This window comes from Porphyromonas uenonis DSM 23387 = JCM 13868 (assembly GCF_000482365.1).
GTDB classification, from domain to species: Bacteria; Bacteroidota; Bacteroidia; order Bacteroidales; family Porphyromonadaceae; genus Porphyromonas; species Porphyromonas uenonis.
Genome location: NZ_AXVC01000033.1, coordinates 1 through 16517, shown reverse-complemented (window position 1 = coordinate 16517; position 16517 = coordinate 1). Strand labels below are relative to the sequence as shown.

Genomic DNA, 16517 nt, shown 5'->3' with positions numbered 1-16517 from the left:
CAGCTCTAGACCACAAAGCTTGCGAGGTGCCTTGCCTTGTTGACGATCTTGTTGCTGTTCCTGACGCTCTTTGAGGCTCTTGTTCTCTCCGAAGATGAACTCAATGCCTTTCTTCTCTGCATTGACCTGAAGCGTAGCATCGAAGGACTTGCCACTCTTAGCGGTCATACCTTCTACTTTCACTGCTTTGCCCTCCACTAGATCTTTGTATTGTTGGTCAGAGAGTGTGACTCCTTTGATCTCTTGAGGAATGCTTACACGGTCGGCACGCAAGGCGATAATCTCATTGGTCTGTGGGTCGATGGAGACATAGGCTGCAAAAGGTTCTCCGCTCTTGGGTGTCACTTCGATGGTTTTGCCGAGATTACCTGTCGCGAGTAGTTGCTCCTTCTCTTCGGGGGAGAACTTGTAGCCCATATAGGGATAGTCGAGTTGTGGCTCTTTACGCATAGCGTGTATGGCTAACCCGATATTGCCCTCATTATCTGTGCGGAAAGCAAGGCGAGCCTCTGTGTAGATAGTTGTATCTCCTATGGGGATGGCTATGGTCACGAGGTTGCTCTTCTGCCAGTTGAGCATCTTCTCTAGCTCACCACTCTGCTCTAACCGCTCACGGGAGAGTCCGAGACTGTCAAGCATCTTCCAGTCTACCTTGTCTGCATCAATGGCTGTGCTCTTCTTCTGCTGTGGCAGATAGTCTTCAAAGGGTACACCGACCTCTGCCAACTGTTGTCTGCTTTCGGGAGCCTCTCGGCTTTGGAGCAGAGTACGCAGGTTATCCACACCTTGCTCCACATTGTTCGCCACCACCTTGTATAGCCCAAAGTGGGAGGGGTTATTGAACTGCTTGAGGAAGTTGGTCATAAAGTTCTTCAGCAGTCCATCTTTGCTGTTGAACTTTAGAAATGCTGCCTGATTAGCTTCAAGTGGCTCAGTTGTTTTGAGCTTGCCCTTATCATCAATGCCCGAAACGATGGAGAGTTTCCCCGCTTCTTGCTGGTTCTTTACCTCGGTGCGATCCTCTAAGACCAGCACGTAGTTGTCATTGCTATTTGCTTCCATAAATCACTCTGTTTGATTTGAATAATACCTTTCAGACAGCAAATATATAGGCTAAAATGACCTCTTCTAAGTCCCAGGGATTTATAAGGAAAGGAAGTGATGAAAAAGAAAATTCGCCCAAGATTTGGTAGTTTGATTTTTATGTCAAACTTGGAACTCAGAAGGAACATTATTACAGTAGTACTAAGCGATGTCTTACCCTGAAAAAAGTTGACTCGTAACTAACCTAATTATGAGTACAATGAAACAGACAAAAGACACAAAGTCTAAGCCCGCACAGGGATCAACAAATCGCCCAACCAAGGGACATGCCACAACGGCCGAACGGCTTGAGGCACTCAAGCACTATTACGTAAATGGCTACTCTGTCAAGCTTCTAGCGAGCCAGTCCGTATATTCAATTAAGAAATGCAACTCATACCTATAAAAAATGGATCGCACCCTAAGCACAATCCAACATATTATTCAGAGAAGCAGAGAGAGAAAAACTACCCCACATTGCCAGAGTCAACTAAAATCAGTATATTTGAAAAGCAAGACAACTCATTCTAGTTTGACGACAAAAACGATGTCAACCGATATCCGTTTCAGCAAAAAAATTAGTCAACCATTTTCAGGGAACGACACCCTTTGATTTACCGTTTCTTGAACTTTCCGCCTTTCAGGTCACTCTCCACCATACGCTTGTTCAGCTCCTCTCGGAGTTCATCAAGAAAATAGGTGCGGCTGTCATCCTTGCGGCGTTTCATGTTCATATAGACGTTGTAGCAGTTCTTGATTTCTATACCAAAGATTTCGGAAAAGGCATCTGCCAATTCTTCTATACCGATTTCACCATCGTTGATACAGTCACAGGTATCAAGTGCGTAGAGTAGTTCCACCAAGTCGGTTGCTTTACCTGTCCAACGAAGTTTCTCGGTTGGTTTGACGGGCAAAGTAGAAAGAAGCCCCTGCATCCGCATCTTTAATAACTTTAACTCCGTATCAATGACACATAGTAGCTCCGACACATTTTTTTTCCTTTCCGTCCATCAAATACACCGCTTGCAAAGTTTGTAAACGAAAACGAGTATAGCGAAGAATACGAAACAAAGAGATAGCGTCGTCTTCTGCATCACATAGATCAATGATCCTCTTCATAAAGTTCTCCGATGCTTTTTGTTCTTGTTCATTTGTAGAGCAAGACGAAATTATCGTCTTAAATTCTTCCGTTTGAATAAGTCTTAGCATAATCATATCTTTTATGGTTCAACATTGCAGATTCTCTGTTGTGAGATGTGATTTATGACCTATCTCCTTATGAATTCGGACAGCAAAGAACAGTGTCATAAAAGTTGCAAAGACGTCGGCAATAGGCTGTGCATAAAGCACTCCATTTAGTCCCCAATACGATGGAAGCAGCAATATTATAGGGATAAAAAACAAACCTTGCCGTCCGATGTTTAGCAGAAGACTTTGCTTTGCTCTTCCGATTGCCATATATAGTGTGGAATACACAAATTGGAATCCGAAAGTGAAGAACATAATCGTATTGGCTCTAAGCGCAATTCTTGCTATTTCCTGCATTGTTTCGTCTTTACCGAAACAACTGATGATAGGAGAGGTAAAAATGACTATAAGAATACTCCAGAGCACACAAAACGAGGTTGTGAGTATCAGAGAACAGCACACCGCTTCCCTTAATCTTTGAAAATTGCCTGCCCCGTAGTTATAGCCTGCCATAGGTTGGAGTCCTTTTACAAATCCGAAGACCACGTTTGTTCCCAATGTGACGATTTTCAGGACGATACCCACAGCCGCAACAGCCTCTGCCCCATATTTCACAGCGGCTTTCTGCAACAAACTGATGGAAAGGGTCTGGAGTAGTTGCAAAAAGAGCATAGAGATACCAATCTTAATGATGTCTGCGTATATTCTTATCGTGGGAGCGAACAAGGCAAGAGATACTTTTACCTCTGCTTTCGTAAGGAAACGGATGTAAATAGCCGTCGTGATGATTCTTGAAAGAATAGTTGCCCATGCAGCACCTTCCACACCCCAATTGAAAGTGTATATGAACAAGGGGTCTAATGCAACATTAACGATAGAGCCGATGATCATTGCCGACGCAGATGTCTTCGACGCACCTTGTGAAACAATGATATTGGACATGGACACATTCAATGTCCCTATGACACAACTGATGATAAAAAGCCTGCCGTAGGATTCTGCCAAACTTATCATCTCCTCGTTTGCTCCCATGAAAAGTAGGATGTCTGGCAGGAACGCATTGCACACAAGGGCAATGAGAGCTGCCAACATCACAGAGGTTATCACTGAGACGGAAGCGACCTGACTTGCCTTGACAGCCTGTTTCGCTCCCAACAGACGGGATATATACACTCCGCCTCCGACACCGAACATCAGTCCTATCCCAAGAAATAACAACGATATAGGGAACACAACCGATACAGCGGCGACAGGAAGAGTTCCAAGACGTGCAACCCAAAAAGTATCTACCACATTGTATATTGCCATAATCAGCATTGCGATGACAATAGGTATCCCCAATTTTGTCAGGGCTTTCATCATACTTCCTTCTCGCAAAATATTCACAGCGTTGTTCATCCTTATAATCCGTATCTTTTTAAGTGAATAAAGTTCGCTGCAAAGGTACGGTGGGATACAAGCTGTCACAATAGACGGACAACGGTAATGATAGCACTATTCGTGGTAAGTCCTTCTGAAGAGCGTGGGAGAAACGCCTGCAACCTTGGTAAACAGCCGTGTGAAGTAGGAGTAATCGTTAAAGCCTAAACTATGTGCAATCTCTTTGATGGAATCTGTAGTATAGACCAATTGACGTTTAGCCAACAAAATAATCTCGTTTTGGATATGGTGGCTCACACTTGTCCCCAGAACAGAATTTACAGCTTCATTCAGGTAGGCAACGGTAATGTTCAGCCGCCCGGCATAGAATGATGGCGAACGTTTGCTTCGGATATTGCTTTCCAACAAATCCCGAAATTCCCATACTATTTCCTTGTGTCTGGTCACTGTCCCCTGCAATTTGGATTGAGCTATCGTTGCATTTACAATGTTCTCCACGACTAACCCTACAATGACGGTGGTCAGTCGCTGAACGACTGCTTTGGCAGATGGATTTTTCATGCCACTCAGTTTGCAGTCAAGAAGTGATAATAATAGTTTCTGTTCCGATATGTCGGATAGTTGTATTTGAGGGCGACCGTATCTCTCAAGCGTTCGTTTTTCCCCCTTATCCACCAATACCGAGTCGATAACCAGAAATTTTGCAGAAAGATTGGAAGCGTCGATGATACGATGCACCTGCCCGGGTAGAATGATAGCCAGACTTCCTTTCCCGAAAGTGTATTCCTCGAAATCAATATTCAGACAGCATTGCCCACCCTCTATGAAGCCAAAGAAATAATAATCGTCGGTATGAGAAAAGGCGTATCTGTCTGAAGATGCCGATGTCCGAGAGATGACGGTCTTCAGATAGACTCCGAAATCTGAGAGTTGTGAACTTCTATGGATGGGTAACCGAGACATAGATCTTTCGGGTATTGTTTTTTGATTATCAGACCTACAAAGGTAATCATAATAATGCAGAATAATGAATTATAAAGTATCTTTTAACTCGAACTACACATCAATACGATTAAAAAGAGAACTGATAATATGGAGGTATGGCTCAAGAACCATACCTCTTTTTTGCCACTTCTATCCATATCGACGCCACAAGTACGCAGTTATTTATAACCTATAACGCACACGGTTTCTTTGGTTTAATTTTGTCCGTGTACCGCTGTTGGTGCCATTAAATACATTATAATATGGACGAAAAAATCAAAGACCAAGAAGTCCTTTTGGTCAAGAATCAGAAAGACGAGAATCTCAAAGTCGTCACAGGTACGGACGAGAAAGGCGGACTGAAAACCGTTCCGCCCACCGCCGAGCATGAACAGAGCTTCCTGAAGTTCGACAAGCACAGCAATGCGCTGGAAAACTTCCTCTCCAACTTCATGCGTCAGTTCAAGCATCCCACACCGCTGAACTTCTTCAAAGTGCCTTTTGAGAGTGCCGTTGCCAGTGCACGTGTGCTCTCGGAGATGCTTAAAGCTTCGGAAGTCCCCTCCAATAAAGAGATGCTGGACTCCGCCCGTGTCAATCCTTCGGACTATGCAGGCGAGCAGAAACAGTCCTTCCAAGGCATTGACCCCGACAAGGTGAAATGGGAACAGTTTGAGCAGATGGGCATAAGCCGTGAGAGTAGAAGGTATGACCGCTAAGAGTGGCAAATCCTTCGATGCTACGCTTCAGGTCAATGCAGAGAAGAAAGGCATTGAGTTCATCTTCGGAGAGAACAAGAGTCTCAAAGAGCGTCAGGAACAGCGACAAGATCGTCAACAAAGCAAGGCTCCTCGCAAGCTTTGTGGTCTAGAGCTGTCAGAGAAGCAACGAGAAGCCCCCTTTAGGAAAATCAAAATCTGTAGGACACAAAGTCCATAACTCAAATGCTCCCGCCCGCCCCCAGCAACCATTACACACTTCCTCCCGTGAAACTTGGGTTAAAAGCTATATTTTGCCTTCGCCCATACTTCTGAGTTGTTTTTATACGCGCTGAACACGCCTTCATCGCCTCCAAACCAATCATACCCGAGAGAGAGCTGAATGAAGTCATTCAGAGAGTAGGCGGCAGTAAATCGACTAAACCAACCTTTATGGTTGAGGTCGAAATAGGTGAAGTTGGAGAGTTGTAGGGTGTTATCCAACAGCTTTTTCGACACATTGAGCGTAAGGAGTGAATTGTGACGAGGCTGTGCAATCTGGTCTTCGTACTTTAGGATGCTTTCAGAAGAAAACTGTGCCATAACCACCCAATCTTTGGGAGCATACCAATCGATACCCACGAGATAATTCACAGTGTTAAAGCCTTTTTGTTGCTGATCGGACGCATCAGGTCTATAGCTGAAATGCTTCCCCACATTGAAGGCTGCTTCTCCTCGTAATACCAGTTGCCCTAGAGGCTTGGATATGTCTCCTCCGAAAAATCCCATTCGGTAGTATTGCGGAGAAACGACAATGTGGGTATCTGTAGGGCGATACGTAAACACGGGCATCTTGTTCCACGTATGCAATGCGGAGAGCGAAAAGTCCACTCCGGGCAAGGTAAAAGAGAGCTTTCCGCCATACTCGATATTGGCAAAATGAAGACTGGGGTGGCTCCCGTTTTCTTCCCAGAGAATAGGCAGTGGGCTATCTTTGGGCAAAATGCACCATGGATTTATTGCGTCGGTAGGGAGTTTATACCCTTCAAAGGTTGGCACGGCAAGCAGTTCCAGTTTCATTTTATCGTTAAAGACGAAAAGGCGTAGAGCATTGACTGGCATCCGAATGTCATCATAGTCTTGTGCCAAGAACTCTGTCATATCCATAGGAGAGACCAAGTCGGTAATACGCACACCGTCTGCCGCCCCCCAAATGACCAATTGTCGCCCAAGGCGAAAGCCCCAATGGTCATCTCTATGGTCAAGATACGCTTCCCGCAGTTCAAAACCTGTACGCTCTTTTAATAATGCATTGTAAGTTGCGTTGAATGAGACAAAAAGCGAAGAGCCTTCAAAACTTTTACCTATCTCTCCCCTTATTCTCGTGCGCGAAGACATAAAGTTGTTCGGTTTTTCGGAGCGGACGGCATGATAGGTATCCACAAATCCTTTGACTTGCCACGATGAAGCCACCTCTTCTTGACCCCATGCGATATGCAGGGGCAAGAAGAGAATAAACAGCAACAAGAATTTTGCTGAATGACTAGTTGTATCTGTCATTAGAATCGGCCTTTTTCCAAGGTGCTTACACTGAATTGAGCCTCGTTCATAGGGGTATTGAACTTAGGATCCTTAAACTCAAGAATCGTCTGATGATTAGTCTGAACATTGGTCATATGCAGTTTTTTTGCAATCCAAAAACCAGAAACCTTCACAATGTCCGACAATTCAAGGCGACGGTGTAGCTTCCCCATCTTGTCGTAGTACTCCACCTTAACGGCGATAAGGCAGTCTTGACGAATCCACGCCACCTTTCTAGAGTAGATCTCACGTTTGTCTTTAGGCGTGTATTCCAGCTTCCAGCACTTGTGTCCGCCAATAGTCTCTTCGCCCAGCAACTGGTGGGAGTCTTCGTCTACATTGCGACTGCCCATATCATCATAGGTGAAGTCACTGCCCATAAAGTAATCCTGCTTGGCAGAAGAGCCACTGATGCGGCGGGTTTTCTTCATCGCGGGCAAGTAGAGCCATCTGTCATCGTCTTTATTAGGATTGTCGTAATCCCAAGTGAGAAAGCCTGTCCCTTTTACATCTCCGGGATATAGGAAGAACATGATACTCTTACGGTCTTTTTTCCCCGCTCCCACGTCTATGGAGTAAGAGATAAGCTTCCGCTCGCGTACCGCCCCACGCTTATTGATCAGTTTCATGACCAATTCCGATTGACGGGTATCGCCATCGGGACGATCTTTTACTTTTTGGGCAATCTCTCTGCCCGTCTGAGCCATTGCAGTGGCGGCAAAAGCCCAAACCACCAAACTTGCTAAAATAATTCTTTTCATCATGATTGATATTTTGTTGTTGATTTTATCCTATTGACTTTTCAAGCATCTTCCTGTAGGTAGCCGATTGCACCTGCAACTCTGCATCCGTACCCATTGCTTCAATCTTACCTTGATGGAGCAACACGATCTTATTGGCTCCACGAATGGTACGCATGCGGTGAGCGATAACAATGACTGTCTTCTCCTTGATCAGCTCCGACAAAGCCTCTTGTATTAGGCTTTCATTTTCCACATCTAGCGAGGCCGTGGCTTCATCCATCAAGATGATGGGTGCATCTTTTAGGAGGGCTCTGGCGATGGAGATCCGCTGGCGTTCGCCACCAGAAAGTCGCTCGCCGTTTTCCCCGATGACGGTATCAATACCATCAGGCATACGATCGATAAACTCATCACAGCGGGCAATTTTGGCGACACGAGTCACTTCCTCGTCCGTTGCTCCTTTCTTGCCGATACGAATGTTGTCTTTGATACTGGCATTGAATAGCACTACATCCTGAAAGACAATGGCGTAGTTCTTGAGCAGTGTTTCGGGATCTATCTGACTAATATCCTCGCCACCGAGCAGGATTTTGCCCTGCTGTATGTCCCAAAAGCGAGCGGCCAACTTGGTCAGCGTGGTCTTGCCACTTCCAGAAGCTCCAATCAATGCTGTCACCTCGCCTTGTTTCGCAGTGAAGCTCACGCCGTTGATGACGGTATAATCCTCGTAGCCGAATACTACATCTTTGAAATCTAGACTATAATCCATAGGGTTCATCTCTTGTTTGCCCTCCTGAATAGGCATAGTCTTGATCTCCTTGATACGTGCCACCACACCATCGAGTGTCACGATCATAGCCATAAAGGACAGAATGCCCTCTATAGGCACGTAGATGCTTGCCGTGAGGATGAGGTAGGCGATATAGACCAGAATATTGATTTGTCCGGCAATCAGCATGTTGGCACCGACAATCGCCACCGAGACGATTCCGAGCTTCATCAGCATACCAGCCAGTGCGGTGGCAATACCAGCGGAGAGTTCTATCTTTACCTTATTCCTAGTATTACCATCTATCTTGTGGTAGAACTCGTTCAGTGTCCGCTCTTCTAGATTATAGGACTTAATCTCCTGTATCTGGTCAATCTGCTCTTGTAAGCCGTCAAGCACGTCACGACTGGTCTTCACATAGGCATTCACATCATTCCGTTGTTTCCTCTTGGAAAGTGAAAAGAGTAGTAGCGAGACGGGGATGACCCACAATGCCGCCAATCCGAGTTGCCAATTATAAGCGAGTATCATTACAGATATAATCACCGTAGAAATGGATGTGGCATAGATATGCGGCACGGAGTGTGAGAATATTTGCTCATAGAGATTCAGGTCGCTCATCATCGTCGCCGAGAGGTCGGATACATCACGCTTGCCGAAATATGAGAGAGGCAGTTTCTTCAGACGGTTGGCTATATCGATGCGTGAGTTGGCACTTTCATTATAGACATTGTCGTAAAGGCGTACGTAATCCCACCTTGCCACAAAAAACATCACCAACAGCATCACTAAGATGATGACGATATAGTCTACTAGGGTCAGCTCTACTGGTGCAGGAATACCCTCCAAACTGCCCAAATATTGGAATAAAAAGACAAATCCGATAGTGGGCGGAAACATCTTGGTCAGATTTAGGATGGTATGCGAGAAGATAGACTTCTGCAGGTTCTTCGCACCCTGCTCCGACATGGCGTATTTTTGCTTAAAGAACTTATTCATTGTCACCTCCTATTCTCCAATTGGCGGCTTTTTGATACTCGCTCCACAGCTTTTTGTAGACACCGCCTAGGGTTAATAATTCATTATGCGTACCACTTTCCACGATTTTGCCATTCTCCATTACTAGGATTCTATCGGCATTGACCACTGTGGAGAGCCTATGTGCGATCATCAGTGTGGTTTTATCCTTTGATAGTTCCTTGAACGAGGCTTGAATAATATGCTCGTTCTCGGGATCTGCAAAAGCGGTTGCCTCGTCAAGTATCACAAAGTCGGCATTCTTCAGGAAAGCCCTTGCGATAGAAAGGCGTTGGATTTCGCCACCTGAAAAATAGGTGCCCTTAGTGCCGTATACGGTATCCAAGCCCTTTTCTAGATTATCGACAATCTCTTTGGCTCCAGCTCTGACGAGAGCTTGCTCTATCTCCTCATCGCTGGCGTTGGGGTTACCTAGCAATAAGTTCTCCCTTAGGCTCATCTTAAAGAGCTTAGACATTTGGAATACAAAAGCTACTTTTTGGCTCAAGGCCTCTTTCTTATACTCCTTGATACTGGTACCTCCAATGAAGATGTCGCCCTCATCGGCATCGTAGAAGCGAGCTGCCAAACGTGCCACGGTGGTCTTACCTCCTCCCGAAGCTCCCACCAGGGCAACAGTCTCACCTTTGTTCACCTTAAACGATACGTTGTCCAGCACTTTGTCTTTTCCATATGAAAAGGAGACGTTTCTGAACTCCAAGCCATCTCCAACAGCTGTTGCTTCGCCGTAAGTGAGGTCTTCATAATCCAAAGCTGTGTCAATCTTATCCAACGCCAACTCTGCGAAGTAGATGAAGTTTTGCATGGCGGCACTTCGCATCATAAAGACACCGAACACAGGCCCTATTAATAGATAGATAACGGAATTACCCAGCACCTCTCGCATATCACCTCCCGAGGTGATCATCATAATGGCAACAGGCACCAAGAAGAATGCCGTAGAGCTTGAAATGGCTTCGTACAGCGACATCTTATTCTTGAACCCCATGCTCCACCGCACCACGAAATCTTTCAGCTTTACGATGAGTGAGTAGAAACGATCGAAGCTCTCCACGCTCTGGGCAAAGGTCTTTACGACTGGGATGCCACGCACATATTCTACCGATTCGGCAGAAAGATTGGCAAGTCCCTCGTAATACTCTTCCCGCAACTTCTTGCTCTTTGGGGTCGCCATAGTCGCCATCAATAGCACGGTTATGACCATCGGAACAAGGCTCACTAGACCAAGCCGCCAGTCGAAAAGGAAGAAGAAGATCAATAGCACTATGGGCGAAACAATCGTCATGGCGAGGTCGGGCAACTGATGTGCCAGCATCGTGTGGGTCTCAGCAGCCCCATCGACAATCGTCTTGCGGAGATTGCCACTTTCGCGATTGGCAAAGAAGCCCAAAGGTTTCGACATCATCTTCTTCACGCTGAGTTTGATGATGTTGGCCTCGACTTCAAAAGCGAAGAGGTGGGATACCATTAACGCACAAAAATAGAGTAGCATTCCTGTTGCGGCAAAACTCGCTGCCAGAACGGCGTAGTATCGTATGGTCTCCCCATCGACACTACCACTCAAGATAATCCCGCTGACAATCTTATGGATATAGACCATAGGCATCAGCACCAAAATACCCGAGAGGGCCGAGAAAACCATCGCCAGCGGAAGCATATACTTTTTCTTACCTGCGTAGGGGAGCAATCGCTTCAATACCGACGGCTTCTTTTGTTTGTTTGTATTACTCATTATGATTCAATTATGTTTGTTTGTTCTTTTGGCCTTTCGATAGTGTTTGTCTCCTTGCCAAACAGATGGAACTTCTTGATAAGTATAGGCGTCACAAAGAGGTCGGCAAGCAGTGCCGACAAGACACCTGCCACGGATAGCATCCCCATATGTACAAAGGAGAGGGCCTCTGATGTGGTGTATACAGCGAAATTGGCACAGATTACTACGCTTGTCAAGACGATTGGAGTGCCAATAGTGTGGAATGAACGAAGAATCGCATTCCTATAATTGCCCTTACGGTCAAACTCAAGATGACTATGATTGATGAAGTGTATGGTATCGTCCACAGCCAAGCCGAGGATCATCGGCATAATAGTGGCCGTCATCATATCCAATGGATAGCCCAGCCAGCCCATCAGTCCGCCAACGACCAGTGCTGGGGTGACATTGGGAATTAAACCGACAAGCCCTATGCGTACACTGCCGAAAACGATCATCATCAGTATACCTATGATAAGGAGAGAAATGGCGAACGAAACCATTTGTCCTCGTGCGATATACTGCATCATTACGGTAAACTGTGGGATACTTCCAACGGTAGTGACCGCTGCATTGGGGAAGAGCTTCTGTGCGTAAGCAATTATATCGTTCAACTCTCGCTCCGTTTCCCCAGAATCGTATGAGTTCATCTCCACCATCAGGCGAAGACGGCGGTAGTCGTAATCTATCCAATACTCCGCTTCACTACCTCCCGCATTTTCGTAAAGGAGCAACAGCTGTGCAACCTCATCAGGGTTATGGGGAATGGTATAATAAGAGGGATTACCGTCATGGAGCGTTTGATTTAGGTCTTTGAGTATATTCAATACCGAGGTCGTTCGCTTGGTCAACTTATACCCACCGGCATGCTGTGCAAGGGAGTCCAATCGCAGTAGCATTGCCGGAGACTTTGCCAATCCATCTTCTGGGAAGTCAATCATTACATCGTAGGTATAAACAGACCCAAGTTCGCTTTCCCCCACCTCCAATAGGTTGTTGACATAATCAATCTTTCGTCCCATCGTTCGCTCTACATCAAAAGCCGTCTCTATTTTGGTGAATTGGTAGATAAGAACCACAGAGATAATCCCAGTAAGCCCGAGTATCAAGGTGCCATGCCTGAGTACACTCTTGCCTAAGCTTTCCAGCTTCTGATCCATCCATCGCCCACCAGTCTCCTGTACCTTGGGGTGAGGCTTTCCGTCCTTGCCAAAACTGAGGAGAATGGGCATCAAGGTAATGGTGAAAAGAAATGACAGCATCACACACGAAGAGGTGGCTATTCCGATAAAACGCATCGGTTGCATAGGAATGGCGAGGAATGAAAGCAAGGCTGCGAAAGTGGTGAGTGCACTGAAAAGCACTGGCCACCCCATTTCCCCTACCGTTTCCTCTACGGCTTGTTTCCTTATTCCATGAATGAGGAACCTACGCTTGAAATAGGAGTATACGTGAATATTGTATGCAATGGAAACGGCAAAGACCAGCAACATAGGGATCAATACCATACCGCTGTCTATGGTCATACCAACATATCCCAGCACCCCATACACCACGATGATGGAGCTGATAGCGGTGAGAAGAGGGACGACGACCCCTCTAAATGAACGTGTCACCAGTAGGAGAATAAGAATGGAGACGAGAGCCGCGATACCCATTACACGTGGCATTTCCTTCCCAATCCATCCCATTTTCATCGCTGTTACATAGGGTAGCCCAGTTCCTTTGGGATGAAGTGCCTTGTACTTGTCCTTGGTGATAATATGCTCTAGTTCATTGCCCGTAAGCACCTCGGGAGAAACAGGGTTCTTCCCCTTATTCCAAACAGAGTCTTCGGGAAAAGTACGTAGCTTGAGTATAATCCACGAGAGCGTTCCATCTTTGGAAATTAATCGCTCTGCTACGTGAGGTTTCATATAAGCCTTGCGACGAATCTCTTCCAATTGCTTGGGATCCGTAGGGATCGTATCGGGAACTATCTGCTCAATGGCGATACCATCTTCGCCTCCCATCATAAACTCGATGTCGGTAAGAGAGGTGATTTTGTCGGCGTACGAAAGGCTGTCCACCATCTCGTTCGTTAGTTCACGGATCAGCTCCAGATTGTCTTTCGTAAACGAATTGTCACACCTAGTCAGCACGGCTGCGAAGTTGTCATTCCCGAATATCTCCTTGAATTCTTCGGTCTTGACAAGCATCGGGTCGTCTTCGAGAAAGTAGTCTTCCCATGAAGCACTTACCTTGAAGTACCTAAGTCCCGATACGCCAATGGCAAGAATCAGGATAAACCCTCCCAGCACTACCCAGCGATTACGCATCATTCTTTTGCCACGTAAGGCAAACCAATTGTTAATTCTTTCTATTTTCATATCGTTTCATGTTACATTCATATTGAGGTGTCTTTACTCCTAAGTGGCAATAGCCCAAAAGAGAACAGGAAGACGTTTTGTTCAAAAACAAAGCGAGCCGCCTCTGTAGGCGACTCGCTCGATAGGATGATTTCCTAAAATGAAATCTCTTATACTGCAGGACTCTAGAATAAATTCCCCCGCTACTTTGTATTTGGATAGTCTGTATCATTCATTTCATTCTTTATTGTCATTGACCACTCGTACCAAGCTTTAGTGCAATAGACATTGCCACGGCTTTGCCCACACTTATCAGCATCAAAGAGAGAAAGCCCATCAACGCCCTCTCCAAAATCATATTTCTTTCATTGCTAGTACTATATGTAATGCTCATAATACGCTCTGATGATCTACCTTCATAAGGCGCTTCCACCCACCTATACTGAAGTGGATATATTCACCGATAAAGCATTCGATATCCTCGGAGGAAAGCTCCTCGTGCAATACAATCTCTCTCATCATACTGATCCACCAAGAGCTGATGAAGTGTATGAAAAAAGGGGAAACACTAGTATGTAGCTCTGGATATAATTCTTTCATCCTTTCTAGATAGTCGATTCCGGTTATCGTACTTTTATCAATCCATCGCTCCCAATAGTCTTCAAATCGTGTATCTCGAGTATCGAGAAATAGCAACCTAAGCTCCTTGCGATAACGAGTAATCACACCCATTACCTCTTGCATATATTGACGGTAATACTCTTCTGAGGTAAAGATCTCAAGTGAAAGTTTTTCATCACTATTATGGTTTTCCAGCATATTAGTCATCGCCTCCAAAAGTGGACGCAAGACGATTGCCAGCAAATCATCCTTGCAGGGATAATAATTGTATATGTTGCTTAGCCCAACACCAGACAGCCTGGAAATCTCACGCATAGACACCGCCTTGAAGCCTTTCCCTAGAAACGCTTCTCGAGCTGTATCTTGCAATAGTCTGCGTGTATGTTCCTTTGTCGTCTGCATAATAAGAACTTTATCCTACTTCTGCGAACAAAGGTCGTAAGGTTTTCCAAAATACACAATACCTAAAAATAGGGATTTTCCGATCAGCCTTCTTGTTATTTATGACACGATAGAACTGCGAGATGAATGATTATTAATACTTCCAACTAGTGCATTCCTCTAGTAATCACGCTAATAGCAACCTAGAAAGCATTGGCATCTATCTTTACGAATCATTCTTTGATGAGGTGAGCAAGTGCAGGGTCAGCTTTGATACGAGCAGTCTCAGAGTCTACGAGGGATAGCACCTCTTGCTTGACTTGGCGGTAGTTGGCTTCAATAGTCTCCCGCAGACTGTCGGAGCCATTTTCGTTTGTAAAGTCTGCTATGATGGGGATAGGCTGGTAAGCTTTCGTTTCAGCAGAGACCTTGGCAACATCCACAACGATCTCAGCGTGGAAGATTTTCTGATCGATGCGTTCATCGAAATTGTCTGAGACAGCCCCAACGAACATACCTTGTGTAAGATTACTAATCTTACTCGCAGGAATCAAGCTATCCATCTGCGTAGATATAGATGTGGACTTGTCGTTACGATTGATGGTCATGGACTGCCGTTGCTGAAGCACTTTGCCGAAACGCTCGGAAAGCGTCTTAGCCGTTTCTCCCACGACTTGTCCGCTAAAAACATTGCCCACCGTATTCTGTATCACCTTACTCTCCTTATCCCCATAATCACGGGTCAGCTGAGAGAAGTCCTGAAAGCCTAGACACACAGCAACCTTGTTACTACGAGCTGTGGCGATCAGGTTATCTAGACCACGAAAGTAGATGGTTGGTAGCTCATCTATAATCACCGAGCTTTTAAGTTGATGCTTCTTATTGATAAGCTTCACAATGCGACTATTGTAGAGACCGAGCGCAGCCGAATATATGTTCTGTCGGTCGGGGTTGTTCCCTACCACAAGCACTTTCGGCTCATTGGGGTTATTGATGTCGAGCGAAAAGTCATCGCCCGTCATCACCCAGTATAAGGCGGGAGAAATCATTCGTGAAAGCGGTATCTTGGCACTAGCTATCTGCCCCTGTAATTGGTCTTGTGCTCCACCCTCCCAAGCGTCCATAAAAGGCGAAAGGTAGTTCGCCAGCTCATCGTAAGAGGTGAGTATCGGGAATATCTGGGCATACGGTCTATTCAAGAATTCTATGGCATGTGGAAAGGTGCAATACTTCCCCTCCTCGTATATCTTCAAAAACCAAATGATAGCCGCAAGCAAGATAATTGGCGACTCTACGAAGAAATCACCCTGCTTCTGAATCCACGAGCGGTTCAGATTGAGCATGATGGGGTAGCGGGCTGGATTATAGAGGCTGGTGGTGGTATCGGGGCATACGGACGCAATGTCAATCAGACGGCGCAACGAGGTACCCAGGGTGCCTATACGGGAGGTAAGGCGGTCGCTGGTGCCACTGGATCTATGGCTGGCAACGTAGGCGGACGTATCAAAGGGGCACTTATCAAGGGCAAATAGCGTCCCTTCAGCCGAAGGGTGGCTATGACTCGCTTGATGAGGATGCGATGACCACGTGACGGTCGCATGACGGTCAGGTGGGTAGATTAGCTCCTCCTATGTGTGTCAATGTAGTAGCTGGGTAAGGTGATCGTAGTGCCTGCTGTGTGGCACTACAGTTTCCTACCCGTGGCACTGGAGTTTCCTGCCTATGAAACTAGAGTTTCCTACCTATGAAACTGCAGTTTCCTCCGTATGAAACTGCAGTGCCAAGTGGGGTTGGCACTAGAGTTTCACCCGTATGGCACTGGAGTGCCAAGGCACATTGGCACTAGACTACCCCTCAGAAGTTTTTAGATATAAGACAATTAGAATAATGGAATATGGAATTCAAATCACTCACAAACATAGAGACCTCTTTCAAGCAGATTAGGCTCTA

10 protein-coding genes and 4 pseudogenes are annotated in these 16517 nt (G+C 45.8%); 3 read left to right on the top strand and 11 right to left on the bottom strand.

The features are described 5' to 3' along the window. The 4 genes from L215_RS0103535 to L215_RS0103515 form a co-directional block, all read right to left on the bottom strand. The coding region (locus L215_RS0103535; protein ID WP_027451349.1) for a DUF3945 domain-containing protein at positions 1–1062 on the bottom strand (1062 nt) is incomplete at its 3' end. 635 nt (positions 1063–1697) lie between these two features. After that, positions 1698–2024, bottom strand: coding sequence for an RteC domain-containing protein (locus L215_RS0103530; RefSeq protein ID WP_012457224.1), 327 nt, complete (start codon positions 2022–2024; stop codon positions 1698–1700). Between the two features lie 286 nt (positions 2025–2310). After that, complete coding sequence (locus L215_RS0103520) at positions 2311–3669, bottom strand: MATE family efflux transporter (RefSeq protein ID WP_025883594.1); 1359 nt, start codon at positions 3667–3669, stop codon at positions 2311–2313. Between the two features lie 96 nt (positions 3670–3765). Further along, complete coding sequence (locus tag L215_RS0103515) at positions 3766–4614, bottom strand: AraC family transcriptional regulator (protein WP_025883592.1); 849 nt, start codon at positions 4612–4614, stop codon at positions 3766–3768. 284 nt (positions 4615–4898) lie between these two features. On the opposite strand from L215_RS0103515, the pseudogene L215_RS09230 reads away from it, so the two are divergent. Next, a pseudogene (locus L215_RS09230) lies at positions 4899–5336 on the top strand (hypothetical protein); the annotation flags it as partial. Beyond that, positions 5326–5532, top strand: a pseudogene (locus L215_RS0103505) (hypothetical protein); the annotation flags it as partial. The pseudogenes L215_RS09230 and L215_RS0103505, both read left to right, overlap by 11 nt. A 101-nt stretch (positions 5533–5633) precedes the next feature. Here the strand turns inward: L215_RS0103505 and L215_RS0103500 are convergent. The 7 genes and pseudogenes from L215_RS0103500 to L215_RS09225 all read right to left on the bottom strand — a co-directional run. Further along, positions 5634–6893 (bottom strand): DUF1302 family protein, encoded by a 1260-nt coding sequence (locus L215_RS0103500; RefSeq protein WP_025883590.1) that lies wholly within the window; start codon positions 6891–6893, stop codon positions 5634–5636. Next, complete coding sequence (locus L215_RS0103495) at positions 6893–7678, bottom strand: outer membrane lipoprotein-sorting protein (RefSeq protein WP_025883589.1); 786 nt, start codon at positions 7676–7678, stop codon at positions 6893–6895. Before L215_RS0103495 ends, L215_RS0103500 begins: the two co-directional genes overlap by 1 nt. A 22-nt stretch (positions 7679–7700) precedes the next feature. Beyond that, a complete protein-coding gene (locus L215_RS0103490; protein WP_025883588.1) occupies positions 7701–9425 on the bottom strand; it encodes an ABC transporter ATP-binding protein in 1725 nt (574 codons plus the stop codon). Further along, positions 9418–11196 (bottom strand): ABC transporter ATP-binding protein, encoded by a 1779-nt coding sequence (locus L215_RS0103485; protein WP_025883587.1) that lies wholly within the window; start codon positions 11194–11196, stop codon positions 9418–9420. The genes L215_RS0103490 and L215_RS0103485 overlap by 8 nt, the downstream gene beginning before the upstream one ends. After that, the gene (locus L215_RS0103480; protein WP_025883586.1) at positions 11196–13586 is read right to left on the bottom strand and encodes an efflux RND transporter permease subunit; all 2391 of its coding nucleotides are present in this window, start codon (positions 13584–13586) and stop codon (positions 11196–11198) included. Before L215_RS0103480 ends, L215_RS0103485 begins: the two co-directional genes overlap by 1 nt. A gap of 369 nt (positions 13587–13955) precedes the next feature. After that, entirely contained in the window at positions 13956–14588 is a 633-nt protein-coding gene (locus tag L215_RS0103470; RefSeq protein WP_025883585.1) for a TetR/AcrR family transcriptional regulator, read from the bottom strand. Positions 14589–14800: 212 nt separating this feature from the next. Continuing rightward, positions 14801–15919 (bottom strand): annotated as a pseudogene (locus L215_RS09225) (TraM recognition domain-containing protein); the annotation flags it as partial. Here L215_RS09225 and L215_RS09770 point away from each other — a divergent pair. Continuing rightward, positions 15917–16099: pseudogene (locus L215_RS09770) on the top strand (conjugative transposon protein TraJ); the annotation flags it as partial. The pseudogenes L215_RS09225 and L215_RS09770 sit on opposite strands and share 3 nt — an antisense overlap. Positions 16100–16517: the final 418 nt, after the last annotated feature.